This is a genomic window from Streptomyces sp. NBC_00234 (genome assembly GCF_036195325.1).
Classification (GTDB): domain Bacteria; phylum Actinomycetota; class Actinomycetes; order Streptomycetales; family Streptomycetaceae; genus Streptomyces.
Map to the genome: position 1 here is coordinate 5,477,826 of NZ_CP108101.1, position 14,912 is coordinate 5,492,737.

The window sequence follows — 14,912 nt, forward strand, 5'->3', positions numbered from 1 at the left end:
CGAACACGTAACGGAGAACCGCGATGCGGAAGATACTCATAGTCGGAGCCGGCCAGTCCGGGCTCCAGCTCGCCCTCGGACTGCAGTCCAGAGGGTACGAAGTCACCCTCATGTCCAACCGCACGGCCGACGAGATCCGGACCGGCCGGGTCATGTCGACGCAGTGCATGTTCCACACCGCGCTGCAGCACGAGCGCGACCTCCAGCTCAACTTCTGGGAGTCGCAGGCCCCGCGTATCGAGGGCCTCGGCGTCTCGGTCGCCGCGCCGGACTCCTCGCGCGCCATCGACTGGGTCGGCAAGCTGGACGGCTACGCCCAGTCCGTCGACCAGCGCGTGAAGATGGCCGGCTGGATGGAGACCTTCGCGCAGCGCGGCGGTCAGCTCGTCATCCACGGTGCGGCCGTCTCGGACCTGGACTACTTCTCCCGCACCTACGACCTGGTGATGGTCTCGGCCGGCAAGGGCGAGCTGGTCTCCATGTTCGGCCGGGACGCCACGCGTTCGCCGTTCGACGCCCCGCAGCGCGCCCTGGCCGTCGCCTACGTGCACGGCATGGGCCCGCGCCCCGAGCACCCCGACTTCGACGCGGTCCGCTGCAACCTGGTCCCGGGCGTCGGCGAGCTGTTCGTCATGCCGACCCTCACCACGTCCGGCCGCGCGGACATCCTGTTCTGGGAGGGCGTACCCGGCGGACCGCTGGACGCCTTCCAGGGCATCAAGGACCCCTCCGAGCACCTCGCCAAGACGCTGGAGCTGATGGAGAAGTTCACTCCGTGGGAGTACGCCCGCGCCACCAAGGTCGAACTGACCGATGCCAACGGCACCCTGGCGGGCCGTTACGCCCCCACGGTCCGCAAGCCGATCGGCCGGCTGCCCGGCGGCGGCCTGGTCCTGGGTGTCGCGGACGTCGTCGTCGCCAACGACCCGATCACCGGCCAGGGCTCCAACTCGGCCTCCAAGTGCGCCCACGCGTACCTGGAGTCGATCATCGAGCACGGCGACCGGGAGTTCGACGCGGACTGGATGCAGTCCACGTTCGACCGCTACTGGGACACCGCGCAGCACGTCGTGAAGTGGACCAACGCGATGCTCGGCGTCCCGCCGGAGCACGTGCTGAACCTGATCGGTGCCGCCGGTCAGCTCCAGCCGGTCGCCGACCGCTTCGCCAACGGCTTCAACGACCCGGCGGACTTCGACAACTTCTTCTTCGAGCCGGACCGGACGAACGCGTACCTCGCCGAGGTCTCGGCTTCCGTGGCCGGCTGACCCCGCCCGGTCTGTCACGTCGTTCAGGTCGACGTGACAGACCGGCCGGTGCGCCGACGCTACTCGGCCGGGGCGTCCGGCGACGCGTACCCCGTGTCGTCGCCGTCCGTGGCGTCCTCCGGCAGCACCGGTGGCGTGAACGTGCTCAGGGGCTCGGCGCCCGGGTCCGGGCGTACCGCGCCCAGCAGCGGGTTCGAGGCGATCGGCGAGACCTTCACCGAGGTGCCCGGCCGCGGTGCCTGCACCACCAGGCCGTTGCCGATGTAGAGCGCCACATGGGTCGCCTTCGGGAAGTAGATCACCAGGTCGCCGGGGCGCAGCGACCTGATCGGCACCTTGGGCAGTTGCCGCCACTGCTCCTGCGAGGTCCGCGGAATGGTCCGGCCGGCCGATGCCCAGGCCTGCGAGGTGAGCCCGGAGCAGTCGAAGGACGCAGGCCCCTCGGCGCCCCACACGTACGGTTTGCCGATCTGCCGCACCGCGTAGCGCACGGCGTCCCCGCCCTGCGCGGACGGTGGCCGTGTCGAACTGAGGGCCCCGGAGGCCATCAGCTTGTCCTGTGCCGCGTCCGTGCCCTCCCGCTCCAGCCGGGAGACCCCGGCGAGCTGTTCGGCGGAGAGCGAGGCGAGCAGCGCCTCGATGTCCTTGAGCCGGGAGCGCACGAGGTCGCGTTCCTTCTTCTGCCGGGCCGCGAGCGTCTGCTGCTTGTCGAGTGCCTTGCGGGACTGTTCCGCGAGGAGGTCCGCGCGCTTCTCGGCCCCGGCGAGCCGCTCCACCGTCGCCGCCCGTCCCGCGGCCACGCGCTGGAGGACGTGGGACTGGTCCAGGGCGCGGGAGGGATCGCGGGCCAGCAGCAGTTGCATGTACGCGGAGAAGTCGGAGCGGCCCTGGTACTGCTCGCGGGCCAGCCGCCCCGCGTCACCGCGGCCCCGGTCGAGCGCGATCCGTGCCCCGGCCAGATCGGACGCCAGCTTCCTGGCTTCGGCGGTCCGCTTCTTCAGCTCCTCCGCCGTGCCGTTGTACGTCTCGCCGGCCTCCTCGGCCTGACGGTAGAGCGTCTGGAGTTTCGTCAGCAGTCCGGCGACGCTCCCGGAACCGGCGCCCTCGGCGGCGAACGCCTCGTCGGCGTCGACCGTCGTCCCGTCCGCGTCGACCTCGGTGTCGGTTTCCGCGTCGGCTTCCGCGTCGTCCGCACCGACGTCCGCGTCCGCCGCATCGTCCGGGTCCGTCGCGTCCGTCGCATCCGCAGCGTCCGACGGTGCCGGGCTCGGGTCGACGGGCTCGGCGGTCGCGGGCGAGGCCGATACGACCGCCGCGAGCACCGCCGTGCAGAGGGCGCGCAGAACTCTGCGGGGCACGACATCACCTCCGATGACGGAGCGGGGCCCGCGATGGGATTACCCCACGAATGACCGAATCCTCTTCATCCGGTCACGCGGTGTCAGGTGATGCAAGCACCCTGCGGCGTGGCGGCCGGTGCCTCGCCCGGACGGAGGTACGGGGCGGGCACCGGCGGGGCGGTCGGCCGGGCGGTCGGCGGGGCCGGTCAGGCCACCGGGAAGGCGTAGAACGCCCTGCCGCGCTGCACGACCACCGTGCCGCCCGAGGCGCGGACCCGGTACGGGGCGAGGGCCGTGGCCCCCTTCGGGTCCTTCGTCGGATCCTGTACGCCGATGTCCTGGAACTTCCACAGCCGCCGTCCGTCGGCCGCCGCGAACGCGGTGACCTGGGTGGCGTCGGCCGCGAGCAGCGTCTTTCCGCTGCCGCTGAGGGTGAGGGCGGGTGCGTTGCCACCGAGCGGCACCTCGGTCGGGCGACGCCAGCGCAGCCGTCCGGTCTCCCGCTCGACGACGCCGACCTCCTGGTTCCGGTTGGTGACGTGGAGCAGGTCCCCGGCCGCGAGCGGCGTGCCGAAGACGGACGCCTCGGTGCCGTTCAGCCGCCACAGCGGTTTGCCGGTGGCCGTCTCGAACGCCTGGAGATCGTCGCCGACGGCCCCGTACAGCTTCCCCTCCTCGTCGCCCGCCGCGGCTCCGTCCGGCGCGACCGTGCCGAACTGCCGCGTCCACAGCAGCTTTCCGGTCTTCCGGTCGAAGCAGCGGAACGAGCCCTTGCCCTTGGCTGCCCTGACCTCGGCGGGAGTGAGCGTCGCGGCGTCCTGGCGTACGACCAGGTCGGCGGCCCGTACGGCGGTGAGCCGGTAGGACGGAGTGCCGGGGGAGCGCCCGGCGGGCACGGCGGCGCGCCAGAGTTCCTTGCGCTGCACGATGTCGTACGCGAAGAGGTACGCCCGGACGACCTGGGTGTCCTTGCCGGGCTTCTTGCCCTTCTTCGGCTTCTTGGCCTTCACGGTGACGGTGTGGGAGCCGGTGAACCAGACGACGGGGCCGGACTGCCCGGTGAGGGCGGAGACCTTGAGCCCCGGGGTGCCGGTGAACCCGGTCGCGTACGCCACCCGGTGCGCGATCTTCCCGTCCTTGGGCGAGAGCCACAGGAACTCGGCCGGGCCCGCGACGAAGCAGAGGTTCGTGCCCGCGGCCAGAACCTCCTGCCCGCCGGCGGCCTCCGTCTGCTGCCAGACCTTGCGGCCGGTACGCAGGCTGACGGCCGTCGCCGCGTTCTCGCCGCTCAGCACGAGCAGCTTGCCCTCCCAGATCCCGGAGGCCAGGGGGGCGGGCTCGGAGGCCGGGTGGGTGTACATCCACCGGGGCTCGGGAGGCAGTCCCGGGACGGTGGGGCGCGGCGCGGGCGCCGGCTTGTCGTCGGCGGGGGGTGCGGAGTCGTCGGAACCGAGGGCGAACACGGCGCCCCCGCCGACGAGGAGGCCGGCGACCCCGGCGGCGGCGACGGTGAGCAGGGCCCGTCGGTCGGTAGCGGCGGAAGGGGTGGCCGGGGCCGGGGCCGGTGCGGGGGCCTGGGCGGGCAGGGGGAGGGGTGCCTGCGGGGCGGTGAAGGGTGCGGCAGCCTGCGGAGCGCCCGGCTGCGGATAGGGGTGCGGAACCGGGGCGGGCGGGAGCGCGGCCTGCTCGCGGGGGACGGCCAGTTGCGTGGTCGGCCGGTCGATGTGCGGCGGCCGGTCCGCGATGGCCTTGAAGCGGGTGGTCCTGCTGTCCTCGACGGCGGACCCGCCGGTGTCGGCCGGCGCCTGTGCCGGTACCGGAGCCTGTGCCGGTGTGTCCGCGGCCGGTGCGTCCGGGGAGGTGACCGGCGCCGCGACGGCCGCGCGGGCCACCGCGTCCTGCGGTTCCTCGGACGGCTCCTTCAGCGCGTGGGCCCAGGTCTCCTGCTCGGCCACCGCCGCCGCCAGCGGTGCGGGGAGCCAGTCGCCCTTGGCCAGGGCCGCCGCCCCCTCCAGGGCCAGATCGGCCGCCACCGAGCCCGCGGAGGGGCGTTCGGAGGGGTCCTTGCTCAGGCAACGGGCGATCAGATCACGCAACTCGTCCGGTACGGAGTCCAGTTCCGCGTCGCCGTGGGCGATCCGCTCGGCGGCCTCGTCGGCCGGGCCGTCCGCGAGCGGGGTCGTGCCGGTCGCCGCGTACGCGAGCAGCAGTCCCAGGACGAAGAGGTCGGACGCCGGGCCGGCCTCCTCGCCCCCGATCTGTTCCGGGGTGAGATAGCCGAGCCGTACGGAGAGCTGTCCGCCCGGCTTCGCCTCGGCCGCCGCCGCGGCGCCCAGCGGTCCGAACGCGGTCAGCCGGGGGCCGTCCGCGGCCAGCAGCACCGTCCCGGGGGCCAGTCCCTGGAGGACGGCCCCGGTGGCGTGCACCCGGGAGAGGGTCTCTGCGACACCCGCGCCCAGTATCCGCACGGCACGCTCGGGGAGCGGTCCTGCGAGGTCGATCGCCTGAGCGAGCGTCAGCGCGGGTACGTACGGCCACACCGTCCACAGGTCACCGGCGTCCGGGGCGGCGAGGGGGGCCTGCACCCATCCGCCGGCCAGCCGCTCCGCCGTACGTGCCTCCGCCTGGAAGCGGCGCCGGAAGGCCGGCACCGCGGCGAGGGCGGGCCGGGCCGCGCCGACCACGGCCAGTTCGCCGGTGTCCGGGTCCCTGACCACGTACTGCACGGCGCTCGCTGTCTCACGGAAGCGCGCCAGCACGGTGTACGGGCCGAAGTGACGTGGATCGTCCTGACGCAGCGCCTCCATGGCGCACCCCCCTTGTTACCGTGCCTCGGCACCAGAGCGTCGATCTTAGAGGGTCCGGCCTCCGTCGCCCGGCCCGGACACCCCGGCCGGCGCCGGCCGGCCCCGCGACTCAGTGCCCGCTGCCGGGCTTCGTCCAGGGCCACTTGGGCGTCCGGCGCTCCCGGCCGCCGGGGGCGTACTCGTACACCCAGCCGCGCGGCAGAGCCAGCCGCTTGGTGTGACCGGCCGGGACCCGCTGGTACGCGTACACGGTGGGCGGCCCGCCCGCGGCGTCCGGTACCGGGACCTCGTACCACTTGGGGGGATGGCCGGTCGCGCCGGTCAGGACGGGCAGGACCCGGCCGTCCAGGGGGCCGCCTCTGAAGAGGGTGTTCTCGCTTCTCACCGGATCAGTCTGACGCAGCGGGGAGCAGGTGGGCCGCACCGGTGACCACCGGGAGCACCAGATGCGCCAGCCGTCCGGCCGGTCCTCCGGCGGTCTCCAGCGGCAGCAGGTCCGCCACCACGGCCGCCGTCTCGGCGTCCGTCGCCGCGGTCGCCGCGAGCAGCGCGATGAGATGGTCGACGAGCCAGCCGCGCAGACCGGCGGCCGGGGGCTGCTTCTCCTCGTCCAGCCAGATCAGGGACGCCGCCTCGACGGCGGCGATCCAGGTGCGCACCATCATTCGCAGCCGCGGTCCCGCCGCCTGCCCCTGGCCGCTGCCCCTGCCGAGATGCAGCAGGATCTGTTCGGCCGCCGCCCGGCGGACCCCGTCGACGATCGCGGTCGTACGGGAGGTCTCGGCGACGCTGCCGCCCTGGAGCAGGGCGCTGAAGCCGGCGTCGTGCTCGTCCACGAAGGCCAGATACCGGTCCAGGACCCGTGAGAGGCGCTCGGTGGGCGGTCCGACGGCGGGCTCCGTGAAGCACAGGGTCAGTTCGGCGGCGGCCGAGCCGAGTGCCGCCTCGTACAGCTGCTGGCGGCCCCCGGGGAAGTACCGGTAGACGAGCGGCCGTGAGACCCCGGCGACCGCCGCCACCTCGTCGAGCGAGACCTCGTCGGGGGCCCGGTGCGCGAAGAGGCCGAGGGCGGCGCCGATGATCTGCGCGCGCCGCACCTCCACCCCGAGCCTTCGGTATGCGGGGGTCGTCGGGGCTTCAGCGGCGGAGGTCATACCGGGAAGCCTATGGGGTGCCGTTCCGGCGACGCCGTTCCCGGACGCCGGGAACGCGCTCAGGCCAGCAGGCCGGAGCTCTTCCACAGCCTGCGTCCGACGCCGTTCAGCACGCCGATGTCGTCGAAGAAGTCCGTCAGCCGCTTGGCGCCCGACTGCATGACCTCGGCACGGTGGCCGCTCGCCTTCACCTGGGCGACGGCCTCCCGGCGGTCCAGGCCGACGCGCTCGTACACCTGCGGGTTGACGAAGCAGACGGAGAAGACGCGGGCCGCCTCCCCGCAGCTCACCCGGGTCAGTTCGCGCTCCCAGCGCGGTGCGGTGACCATCTGGCGGCGCAGCTCCTCGCGGGCGTACCGGACGTGCCGTGCCTCCTCCACCACGTGGATGCGGGTCACGCCGCGCACCAGGGTCTGTACGCGCTCGTCCGGGAAGGTCAGCCGCTGCATCCAGTCGAGGATCTCCTCGCCGAGCAGGGCCGCGGCGAAGGAGCCGGGCGTGGTGGAGACGGTCTTCAGGATCCGCGCGAGGTTGTGATAGTGCCGCGGTACGGGGTAGTTGGGGGCGCCGCCCCAGGTGATCATGCGGCCGAACATCAGCGAGTGCCGGCACTCGTCCGCGATCTCGGTGAGGGCGTAGCGGACGTGGTTGCTGGTCACCGGCTTGTCGTAGATGTGGCGCACGAGCAGCTGGATCAGGATGATCTCGAACCAGATGCCGAGCGAGGCGAGCGAGGCCGCCTCGTGCCGGGCCAGGTCCATCCGCTGTTCCTCCGACATCCTCCGCCAGAGCGGGGTGTCGTAGAGGGAGATCAGCTCGGGCGGCCAGAACCACTTGCCCTCCTCGACCCCCGCGTCCCAGTCGAGCTCGGTGTCCGGGTCGAAGGAGTGCTTGGCCGAGGATTCGAGAAGGCGCTCGGCGATCTGCTCGCGGTCCCGCAGGGGCCCGAGTGCGTCACGGAGCAACTGCACGTCGCGTTCGGTCGCTGTCGGCATGGCTGAGGGCACCTCACACGTGGGTTACCAGCGGTCACCTCTTATGAGACTGCCTGTCAGCAAGCCCGTCAATCCCTTGCGCACGACTTGTTGACCCGGCGTCTACCACCGTGTGAACCTGCCAACTGACGCCAGGGCAAAGGAACTCGGCGACGCGACCCGTGCAAGGCGAAGGAGCCGTCCGTGTCGACACATGACCTCTACACCACCGCGCCCGACGAGCCGACCTGGCAGGTTCCCGCCTCCGGAGCCGCCCGGTTCAGCTGGGACTACGACGACGGCCGGGAGCGTCTGCTCGCCCTCTACCAGAAGGGCAAGGACAAGCAGTGGGACGGCAACAAGCGCATCGACTGGAGCCTGGAGGTCGACCCGGCCGACCCGCTCGGCACCCCCGACGAGGCGCTCACGCTCTACGGCACCCCGCACTGGGCGAAGATGACCGAGCGCGACCGCGCCGAGCTGCGCAAGCACTACACCTCCTGGCAGTTCAGCCAGTTCCTGCACGGTGAGCAGGGCGCGATGGTCTGCGCGGCCCGCATCGTCGAGTCCGTCCCCGACCTGGACGCGAAGTTCTACTCCGCGACCCAGACCATGGACGAGGCCCGCCACGCGGAGATCTACGCCCGGTTCCTGCACGAGAAGGTCGGGATGCTCTACCCGATCAACGACAACCTCCAGGGCCTGTTGGGCGACACCCTGCGCGACTCCCGCTGGGACATGCCCTACCTCGGCATGCAGGTGCTCATCGAGGGGCTGGCCCTGGCCGCGTTCGGCATGATCCGCGACACGACGACCAAGCCGCTGCCCAAGCAGATCCTCGCCTACGTCATGCAGGACGAGGCCCGCCACGTCGCCTTCGGGCGGATGGCGCTGCGCGACTACTACAAGCAGCTGACCGACGCCGAACTGCGGGAGCGCGAGGAGTTCGTCATCGAGGGCTGCTACCTGATGCGCGACCGGCTGAGCGGCGTCGAGGTGCTGGAGAACTTCGGCATCGGCAAGCAGGAGGCCAAGGACCTCTCCGAGCACTCGGAGTACCTCCAGCTGTTCCGCAAGCTCCTGTTCAGCCGGATCGTCCCGTGCGTCAAGGACATCGGCCTGTGGGGCGAACGGCTCCAGAAGGCGTACGTCGACATGGGCGTGCTCGAACTCGGGGACTCCAGCCTGGACCTGCTGATGGCCCAGGACGAGGAGATCGCCGAACAGCTGGACCGCGACCGCTTCGCGGCGGAGGAGCAGGCACGGGTGGCGGAGGTGGCGGACGCGATCGCGGAGGGCGCGGACCGGTAGGCGGACGGGTGGGCGGGCCCCCGGGGGCGGCGGCACGGGCCCGGAGCGCCCGGTCGGGGACGCGTGACGCGGGCCGCCATTCTCTCGACCTGATACCGATCTGGGCATCGTCGAAAGTACGTTCGCCGCGGTGACGTACCGTGAGCGCATGACCATGCCGCCTCAGCCGCCCCAGGGCCCGTACGGGCCTCCTCAGCCTCCGCAGAACCCGTACGGGCACCAGGCTCCGCCCCCCGGCCCGCCCCAGCAGCCCTACGGCTACCCGCAGCCGCCGCAGGGCCAGCAGGGTGCGTGGGGGCAGCCGGGCATACCCGGACAGCCCGGGGCGCAGCAGGGCTGGATGCCGCAGCCGCCGCCGCGCAAGAAGCGCACGGGGCTGATCATCGGCATCGTGGCCGGTTCGCTGGTGGTCGCGGGCGGTATCGCCTTCGGTGTCGCCATGCTGGTCGGCGAGGGGACGGACGCCGCGTTCCCCAAGGCCGAGTACGAGCTCGTGGTGCCCAAGAAGCTGCTGGACGAGGAGTTCACCCTCGCCCAGGACATGTCCGACACCGAGGGTCAGAAGATCGAGAACACCCCCGACCCCAGCATCAGGGACGGGAAGGCCGTCGTCGCGCAGTACACCGCGGACACGACCAGCGCCCTCGTGCTGTCCGGCATGCACGGGCGGCTCGCCGCCCCGTCCTTCATGCGCGGCAAGATCATGGAGGGGGCGGCGGAGTCGGACGGCGCCAAGGTCGTGGTGCCCCCCAAGGAGTTCGAGCCGGCGGGCTTCGACGTCACGATCGAGTGCCAGGTCGTGCAGTCGAAGGAGGGCGGCATGACGAGCAACATCCCCATGTGCGCCTGGGGCGACGCCAACACGGCCGCCATGGTCGCCGTGGTCAGGCCGGAGACCGTGGTGAAGGACGCCAAGTCCATCGACCTGGCGAAGGTCGCCGAGGAGACGGCCAAGGTCCGCGACGAGATCCGCAAGCCGATCGGCTGATCAGGTCGCGGTGGCCTCGGCGGCCTCGGCCGCGTCCGGTGCCGGGAAGCGTGTCCGCAGCGTGAACGCCCACTCGGTGGGGCCGTGTTCGCGCAGGTGGAGCAGGCGCTTCTCGGCATCCTCCACCGTGGGGCGGTCACCCGCCGGTACCCACCACAGGGCGGTCATCGACTCCTCCACCTTCGCGAACCACTCGCGGCGCCGGGCCATCAGCTCGCGGTGCCGGCCCGCGTACATGAACGTGGTCAGCGCGTCCGCGTCCCGCCAGACGGACATGTTCACGATCAGCCAGGCATCCCCGAAGACGGCGACGTCCGTGGCGTTGCCGGAGTCGGCCTGGAGGCGCCACACGTAGCCGTCGGCCGCCTCCGCCACCGCGTTCACCGGGTCGAGGCCGTCGACGAAGTCCTTGAGCTCCGGGGAGTCAAGCGGTAACTTCAGCCGGGATATGTTCACTTGGGCCAGTTCGTGGCCGGCTCTTTCCGTCTGGGGTGCGTCTGTGGAGTCCATGTCGGCACAGTAGGCAACGCCTCCTCGGCCGTGCGGGCCATTCCGAGCAGCGAGACATCGGCCCCGCGCCCGGCCACCAGTTGCAGACCGACCGGGCAGCCGTCCCGGGTGAACCCGGCGGGCACACTGGCCGCCGGATGCCCGCTGAGGTTGAACGCCCAGGTCGACGCCGTCGAATAGACCTCGCCCGGCCCCTCGTGCCCATGGGGCCGGTTGGGGGTGGCCGGGGTGAGCAGCAGTGGCGTACGGGCGAAGAAGGCGTCGAGCCTGCGGTCGTTCTCCGCGCGCAGCGCCGTAGCGGACGCGGACGGCGACCCGCCGCGTATCTCCTGCCACGCACCCGCCGGGTCGAGCAGGTCGCAGCCGCCCGGACCCAGCCGTACGACGCCGGCGGCGGCCAGCCGTTCCACCGCTCCCCGGACCACCGCCGCCACCTCCGGGTCCACCCGGGCGTACCCGAGGTCCTCGCTGTAAACGGCGGGCACCGGCAGCCGGGGCACCCACGGCTCGTACCCGTCCAGGACGTGACGCAGATACGTCTCCGCCCGCGCCGCCGACCTGGCCAGGACTCCGGCCGCCGCGAGTCCCGAGCGGTCAGGCGAGGGGAGCAGCCCGTTCGTCGTCTTCAGCCCGAACACCCCGCACCACGCCGCCGGGATGCGCACGGAACCCGCCCCGTCGCTCCCCGTCGCCAGCTCCACCATGCCCGTCGCGACGGCCACGGCCGCGCCCGCCGAGGAGCCGCCGGGGGTCCGGTCCGCCCGCCAGGGGTTGACCGTACGGCCGTGCGCGCCCTGCCCCCAGGTCTGCCAGACGGTGCCGGGGCCCGGTACCGAGGTGGACCCGACGGGGACCGCGCCGGCCGCGATCAGCCGGCGGGCCGCGAAGGCACGGATGCCGGAGCGCCCCTTCACCGCGAACGGCAGCCCGGCCAGCGGGAGTCGCGCGGCACCGGGGACGCGGGCGAGCGCCTCCTCGCGCCACACCTCGACGAACGCGCCGAGCCCCGGGTCGAGCCGGTCGATCCGGTCCAGGGCAGCCGCCACCGCCGATGCTCCGTCCATCGCACCAGTGTCGCCGACCTCAGTCGTCGAGCGCAGCCTGCATGACCGCCCGGGCGATCGGGGCCGCGCTGCCGCCACCGCTGATGTCGGCCCGGTTCGCGGAGGCGTCCTCGACGACCACGGCGACCGCGACGGCCGGCCGGCCCGAGTTCTTCTCCTGGGCCCAGGAGATGAACCAGGCGTACGGCGTACCGGAGTTGTCGATCCCGTGCTGGGCGGTGCCGGTCTTGCCGCCCACGGTCACCCCGTCGATCGCGGCATTCGTCCCCGTACCGCTCTCCACCACGTCGACCATCATCCGTTGCAGCCGCATGGCCGTCGTGGGGTTCATCGCCTGGTGGTACGAGCGCGAGCCCCGCTGCTGGACCGTGTTGCCGTCGTCGGTGGTCGTCCGGTCCACCAGGTACGGGTACATGAGGTCGCCGCCGTTCGCCACCGCCGAGGCGACCATCGCCATCTGCAGCGGGGTCGCCGTGGTGTCGAACTGCCCGATCGAGGACAGGGCCAGCTGGTCGTCGCTCATCTCCGTGTCGAAGTTGCTCTTCGCCACGCCCGAGGGGATCCTCAGCCCGCTGTCGTTGAAGCCGAACTTGGCCACCGCCTCCAGCATCCCGTCGAGTCCGACCTCCACCCCCAGGTGCGCCATCACGGTGTTGCAGGAGACCCGGATCGCCTCGGACAGCGACGCCTTGCCGCAGCCGCTCGCCTCGTTGGGCAGGACGGTCGAGGTGCCGGGCAGCACGTAGGGCGAGGGCGTGTCCGTCGCCGCGTCCGGGTCGGTCACCACACCGGAGTCCAGCGCCGCGGCGGCTGTCACGATCTTGAAGGTGGAGCCCGGGGGATAGGTCTGGCGGATGGCCCGGTTGAGCATCGGCTGGCTCTTCGACGAGGTGAGCCGGGCCCAGGCGTCGGTGACGGCCGACCCCGTGCCGGAGAGCCGCTCGGGGTCGTACGAGGGGGACGAGACCAGGGCCAGGATCTTGCCGGTGGACGGATCGAGGGCGGCCACCGCGCCACGCCGCCCGCCGAGCCCCTCGTACGCGGCGCGCTGCACCGAGTCCTTCACGGTGGTGACGACGTTCCCGCCGGGCTGCCGGCTCCGGGTGATCTCGTTCCACAGGGGGAGCGGCGCGAGCAGCGAGTCGGTGCCGGACAGGATGTCGTCCTCGGCGTTCTCGACGAGGGTGGTGCCGTAGGTCTGCGAGGCGTACCCGGTCACCGGCGCGTACAGCGGGCCGTGCTTGTAGGTGCGCTCGTACGCCAGTTGCTCGCCGGTGTCCTCGGAGCCGGTGACGGACTCCTCGCCGACCAGGATGTTCCCGCGCGGCTGGTCGTAACGGGCGATCGTGGAGCGGCGGTTGGCGGGATTGTCGTCCAGTTCGTCGGCCTGGAAGATCTGGATGCGGGCGGCGTTCACCAACAAAGCCACGAGCAGCAGCAGACAGAAGGCGGCGGCCCGCCGGATGTAGCGGATCACTGTTCGTCCTCCAGGACCGGCGCGACGACTCCTGTCTCCGCGTGATCGGGGTGCGGGGTGCGGGCCACGTCGCTGACCCGGATCAGCAGCGCCACGATGATCCAGTTGGTGACGACGGACGAACCGCCCTGTGCCAGGAAGGGCATGGCCATCCCCGTCAGGGGGATCAGCCCCATCACCCCGCCCGCGATGACGAAGACCTGGAGGGCGAGGATCGAGGCGAGGCCGATCGCGAGCAGGCGCCCGAAGGGGTCGCGCAGGGCGAGGCCCGCGCGGTACCCCCGGGCCACCAGCAGCGCGTACAGGAGGAAGACGGCGGTCAGTCCGGACAGGCCGAGTTCCTCGCCCGCCGTCGCGAGGATGAAGTCCGACTTGGCGGCGAAGCCGATGAGGATGGAGTGGCCGAGGCCGAGTCCGGCGCCGAGCATCCCTCCCGCGGCGAACGCGAACAGCGACTGGGCCAGCTGGCTCGGTCCCTGCCCCGCGTCGATGGAGGCGAACGGGTCGAGCCAGTCCTCCACCCGGCTGTGCACATGGGGTTCGAACGAGCCGACGACGAAGGCCCCGACGGCCGCGAGCACCATGCCGACGGCGATCCAGCCGGTCCGTCCCGTCGCCACGTACAGCATGATCACGAACAGTCCGAAGAAGAGCAGCGAGGTGCCCAGGTCGCGTTCGAGGACCAGGACGCCGACGCTGAGCAGCCAGATCGCCACGATCGGCCCGAGGACCCGCCCGGTCGGGAGCTGGAGCTTCCACAGCTTGCGGCCGGTGTAGGCGAGGGCGTTGCGGTTGGCGGCGAGGTACGCGGCGAAGAAGATCGCGAGGAGGATCTTGGCGAATTCGCCGGGCTGGAAGGAGAATCCGCCGACCCGGATCCAGATCTTGGCGCCGTTCACCGCGGGGAAGAAGATCGGCACGATCATCAGCACCAGTGCCGCGGCGACCGAGAGGTACGCGTACCGCTGGAGCACCCGGTGGTCGCGGAGGAAGACGACGACGGCGATGAAGAACGCGACGCCGAGCGTGGACCAGATCAGCTGGGTGGGTGCGGCCTGGTCCTTGGGGGTCTCCAGGTCGAGCCGGTAGATCAGCACCAGACCGAGACCGTTGAGCAGGACCGCGATCGGGAGCAGCAGCGGATCGGCGTACGGGGCGCGGAAGCGGACGGCGAGATGGGCGACGAGGGCGAGCAGGCCGAGCCCCGCGCCGTAGCCGGCGACATCGGGCGGCACGGCGCCGTTCCTGGCGAGTCCGACGTCGGCGTAGCCGTAGACGGAGATGAGGACGGCCCCGACGAGGAGGCAGAGCTCGACCCCGCGCCGCTTGGGCAGGCGTAGCTCGGGCGGGGGAGCGTCCGCCCTCGTTGCGGTCATGCCACGCAACGTAGCAAGAGGTGGGACTTATTTCCCTTATGTCATAGCGCGCCTGTCCCGGGGGACGGAACGGGACAGACGCGCTCGACGGTGCCGGACGGTCAGCACCAGCGCGGGGCCGTACCGATGTTCGCGATGTAACGGGCCGAACCCCAGGCCCAGGTGCCGTTGGTGAGGAGGTACCAGCGGTTGTTGCCGTCGACGTTGTCGCCGGTGGTCTTGCAGAAGATGTGGACCACTGCGCCGTACGGGACCTGGCCGACGATCCGGCTGCTCCGGGTGGGGCGGTCGCGCAGCAGCAGCCCGGACACGGCGGTGACGCGGCCGAGGTAGTCGCCGCGGGCAGCCTTCGTGGCGGCGGCCTCGGCCGCTTCGGGGGTGTCGCGCTCCCCGGCGGCGGGAGTGCCGGCCTCCGTGTGCGCGGCCGGCGGTGCGGCCGGGCCCGCGGCGAGGGCGGGAGAGGCCACGGTCAGGGCCGCGAGGGTTCCGGTGGCGATGCAGAGACCAATGCGGCGGATTCCCGTACGGCGGGAGTGAGCGGACATGCTGCCTCCAAAGGGAAGAAGTGGGGGGTGAGGGGGCCGTGGGGACACGGCCTTCGCCTCGCCTTTTTCACCCTAGGTTCGCTACGTAGAGACTGCAA

13 protein-coding genes are annotated in these 14,912 nt (G+C 72.0%); 3 read left to right on the plus strand and 10 right to left on the minus strand.

Features of this window, described 5'->3' with window-relative positions; genetic code table 11:
- The first annotated feature begins 23 nt into the window (after positions 1–23).
- Positions 24–1,268 carry a styrene monooxygenase/indole monooxygenase family protein gene (locus OG230_RS24315; protein ID WP_328905840.1) on the plus strand — a complete coding sequence of 415 codons (1,245 nt, stop codon included), beginning with the start codon at positions 24–26 and terminating at the stop codon, positions 1,266–1,268.
- Between the two features lie 59 nt (positions 1,269–1,327).
- Here the strand turns inward: OG230_RS24315 and OG230_RS24320 are convergent, their stop codons facing one another.
- From OG230_RS24320 to OG230_RS24340, 5 genes are all read right to left on the minus strand, one after another.
- The gene (locus OG230_RS24320) at positions 1,328–2,626 is read right to left on the minus strand and encodes a C40 family peptidase (RefSeq protein WP_328905841.1); all 1,299 of its coding nucleotides are present in this window, start codon (positions 2,624–2,626) and stop codon (positions 1,328–1,330) included.
- Positions 2,627–2,814: 188 nt separating this feature from the next.
- A complete protein-coding gene (locus OG230_RS24325; RefSeq protein WP_328905842.1) occupies positions 2,815–5,415 on the minus strand; it encodes an outer membrane protein assembly factor BamB family protein in 2,601 nt (866 codons plus the stop codon).
- A 109-nt stretch (positions 5,416–5,524) separates the two neighbouring features.
- Positions 5,525–5,800 (minus strand): hypothetical protein, encoded by a 276-nt coding sequence (locus OG230_RS24330; RefSeq protein WP_328905843.1) that lies wholly within the window; start codon positions 5,798–5,800, stop codon positions 5,525–5,527.
- A 4-nt stretch (positions 5,801–5,804) separates the two neighbouring features.
- Complete coding sequence (locus OG230_RS24335) at positions 5,805–6,569, minus strand: TetR/AcrR family transcriptional regulator (RefSeq protein WP_328905844.1); 765 nt, start codon at positions 6,567–6,569, stop codon at positions 5,805–5,807.
- A gap of 59 nt (positions 6,570–6,628) precedes the next feature.
- Positions 6,629–7,564 carry an AurF N-oxygenase family protein gene (locus tag OG230_RS24340; RefSeq protein ID WP_328905845.1) on the minus strand — a complete coding sequence of 312 codons (936 nt, stop codon included), beginning with the start codon at positions 7,562–7,564 and terminating at the stop codon, positions 6,629–6,631.
- Positions 7,565–7,747: 183 nt separating this feature from the next.
- Between OG230_RS24340 and OG230_RS24345 the strand changes: the two genes are divergently transcribed.
- On the plus strand, positions 7,748–8,854 hold the full coding sequence (locus OG230_RS24345) for a ferritin-like domain-containing protein (RefSeq protein ID WP_328905846.1): 1,107 nt from the start codon (positions 7,748–7,750) through the stop codon (positions 8,852–8,854).
- A 148-nt stretch (positions 8,855–9,002) separates the two neighbouring features.
- Positions 9,003–9,842 carry a hypothetical protein gene (locus OG230_RS24350; protein ID WP_328905847.1) on the plus strand — a complete coding sequence of 280 codons (840 nt, stop codon included), beginning with the start codon at positions 9,003–9,005 and terminating at the stop codon, positions 9,840–9,842.
- Here the strand turns inward: OG230_RS24350 and OG230_RS24355 are convergent, their stop codons facing one another.
- The 5 genes from OG230_RS24355 to OG230_RS24375 form a co-directional block, all read right to left on the minus strand.
- Entirely contained in the window at positions 9,843–10,352 is a 510-nt protein-coding gene (locus OG230_RS24355) for a DUF3291 domain-containing protein (protein ID WP_328905848.1), read from the minus strand.
- On the minus strand, positions 10,295–11,416 hold the full coding sequence (locus OG230_RS24360; RefSeq protein WP_328905849.1) for an amidase: 1,122 nt from the start codon (positions 11,414–11,416) through the stop codon (positions 10,295–10,297). The genes OG230_RS24355 and OG230_RS24360 overlap by 58 nt, the downstream gene beginning before the upstream one ends.
- 19 nt (positions 11,417–11,435) lie before the next feature.
- On the minus strand, positions 11,436–12,893 hold the full coding sequence (locus OG230_RS24365) for a peptidoglycan D,D-transpeptidase FtsI family protein (protein WP_328905850.1): 1,458 nt from the start codon (positions 12,891–12,893) through the stop codon (positions 11,436–11,438).
- On the minus strand, positions 12,890–14,269 hold the full coding sequence (locus OG230_RS24370; RefSeq protein WP_328905851.1) for an FtsW/RodA/SpoVE family cell cycle protein: 1,380 nt from the start codon (positions 14,267–14,269) through the stop codon (positions 12,890–12,892). The genes OG230_RS24365 and OG230_RS24370 overlap by 4 nt, the downstream gene beginning before the upstream one ends.
- A 101-nt stretch (positions 14,270–14,370) precedes the next feature.
- A complete protein-coding gene (locus OG230_RS24375; protein ID WP_328905852.1) occupies positions 14,371–14,814 on the minus strand; it encodes an SH3 domain-containing protein in 444 nt (147 codons plus the stop codon).
- Positions 14,815–14,912 lie beyond the last annotated feature (98 nt).

Excerpts from the sequence above, each read along its gene's own strand:
- OG230_RS24315 (WP_328905840.1), top strand. The coding sequence starts at position 24 with ATGCGGAAGATACTCATAGTCGGAGCCGGCCAGTCCGGGCTCCAGCTC.
- OG230_RS24325 (WP_328905842.1), bottom strand. The coding sequence starts at position 5,415 with ATGGAGGCGCTGCGTCAGGACGATCCACGTCACTTCGGCCCGTACACC.
- OG230_RS24335 (WP_328905844.1), bottom strand. The coding sequence starts at position 6,569 with ATGACCTCCGCCGCTGAAGCCCCGACGACCCCCGCATACCGAAGGCTC.
- OG230_RS24340 (WP_328905845.1), bottom strand. The coding sequence starts at position 7,564 with ATGCCGACAGCGACCGAACGCGACGTGCAGTTGCTCCGTGACGCACTC.
- OG230_RS24350 (WP_328905847.1), top strand. The coding sequence starts at position 9,003 with ATGACCATGCCGCCTCAGCCGCCCCAGGGCCCGTACGGGCCTCCTCAG.
- OG230_RS24355 (WP_328905848.1), bottom strand. The coding sequence starts at position 10,352 with ATGGACTCCACAGACGCACCCCAGACGGAAAGAGCCGGCCACGAACTG.
- OG230_RS24360 (WP_328905849.1), bottom strand. The coding sequence starts at position 11,416 with ATGGACGGAGCATCGGCGGTGGCGGCTGCCCTGGACCGGATCGACCGG.
- OG230_RS24370 (WP_328905851.1), bottom strand. The coding sequence starts at position 14,269 with ATGACCGCAACGAGGGCGGACGCTCCCCCGCCCGAGCTACGCCTGCCC.
- OG230_RS24375 (WP_328905852.1), bottom strand. The coding sequence starts at position 14,814 with ATGTCCGCTCACTCCCGCCGTACGGGAATCCGCCGCATTGGTCTCTGC.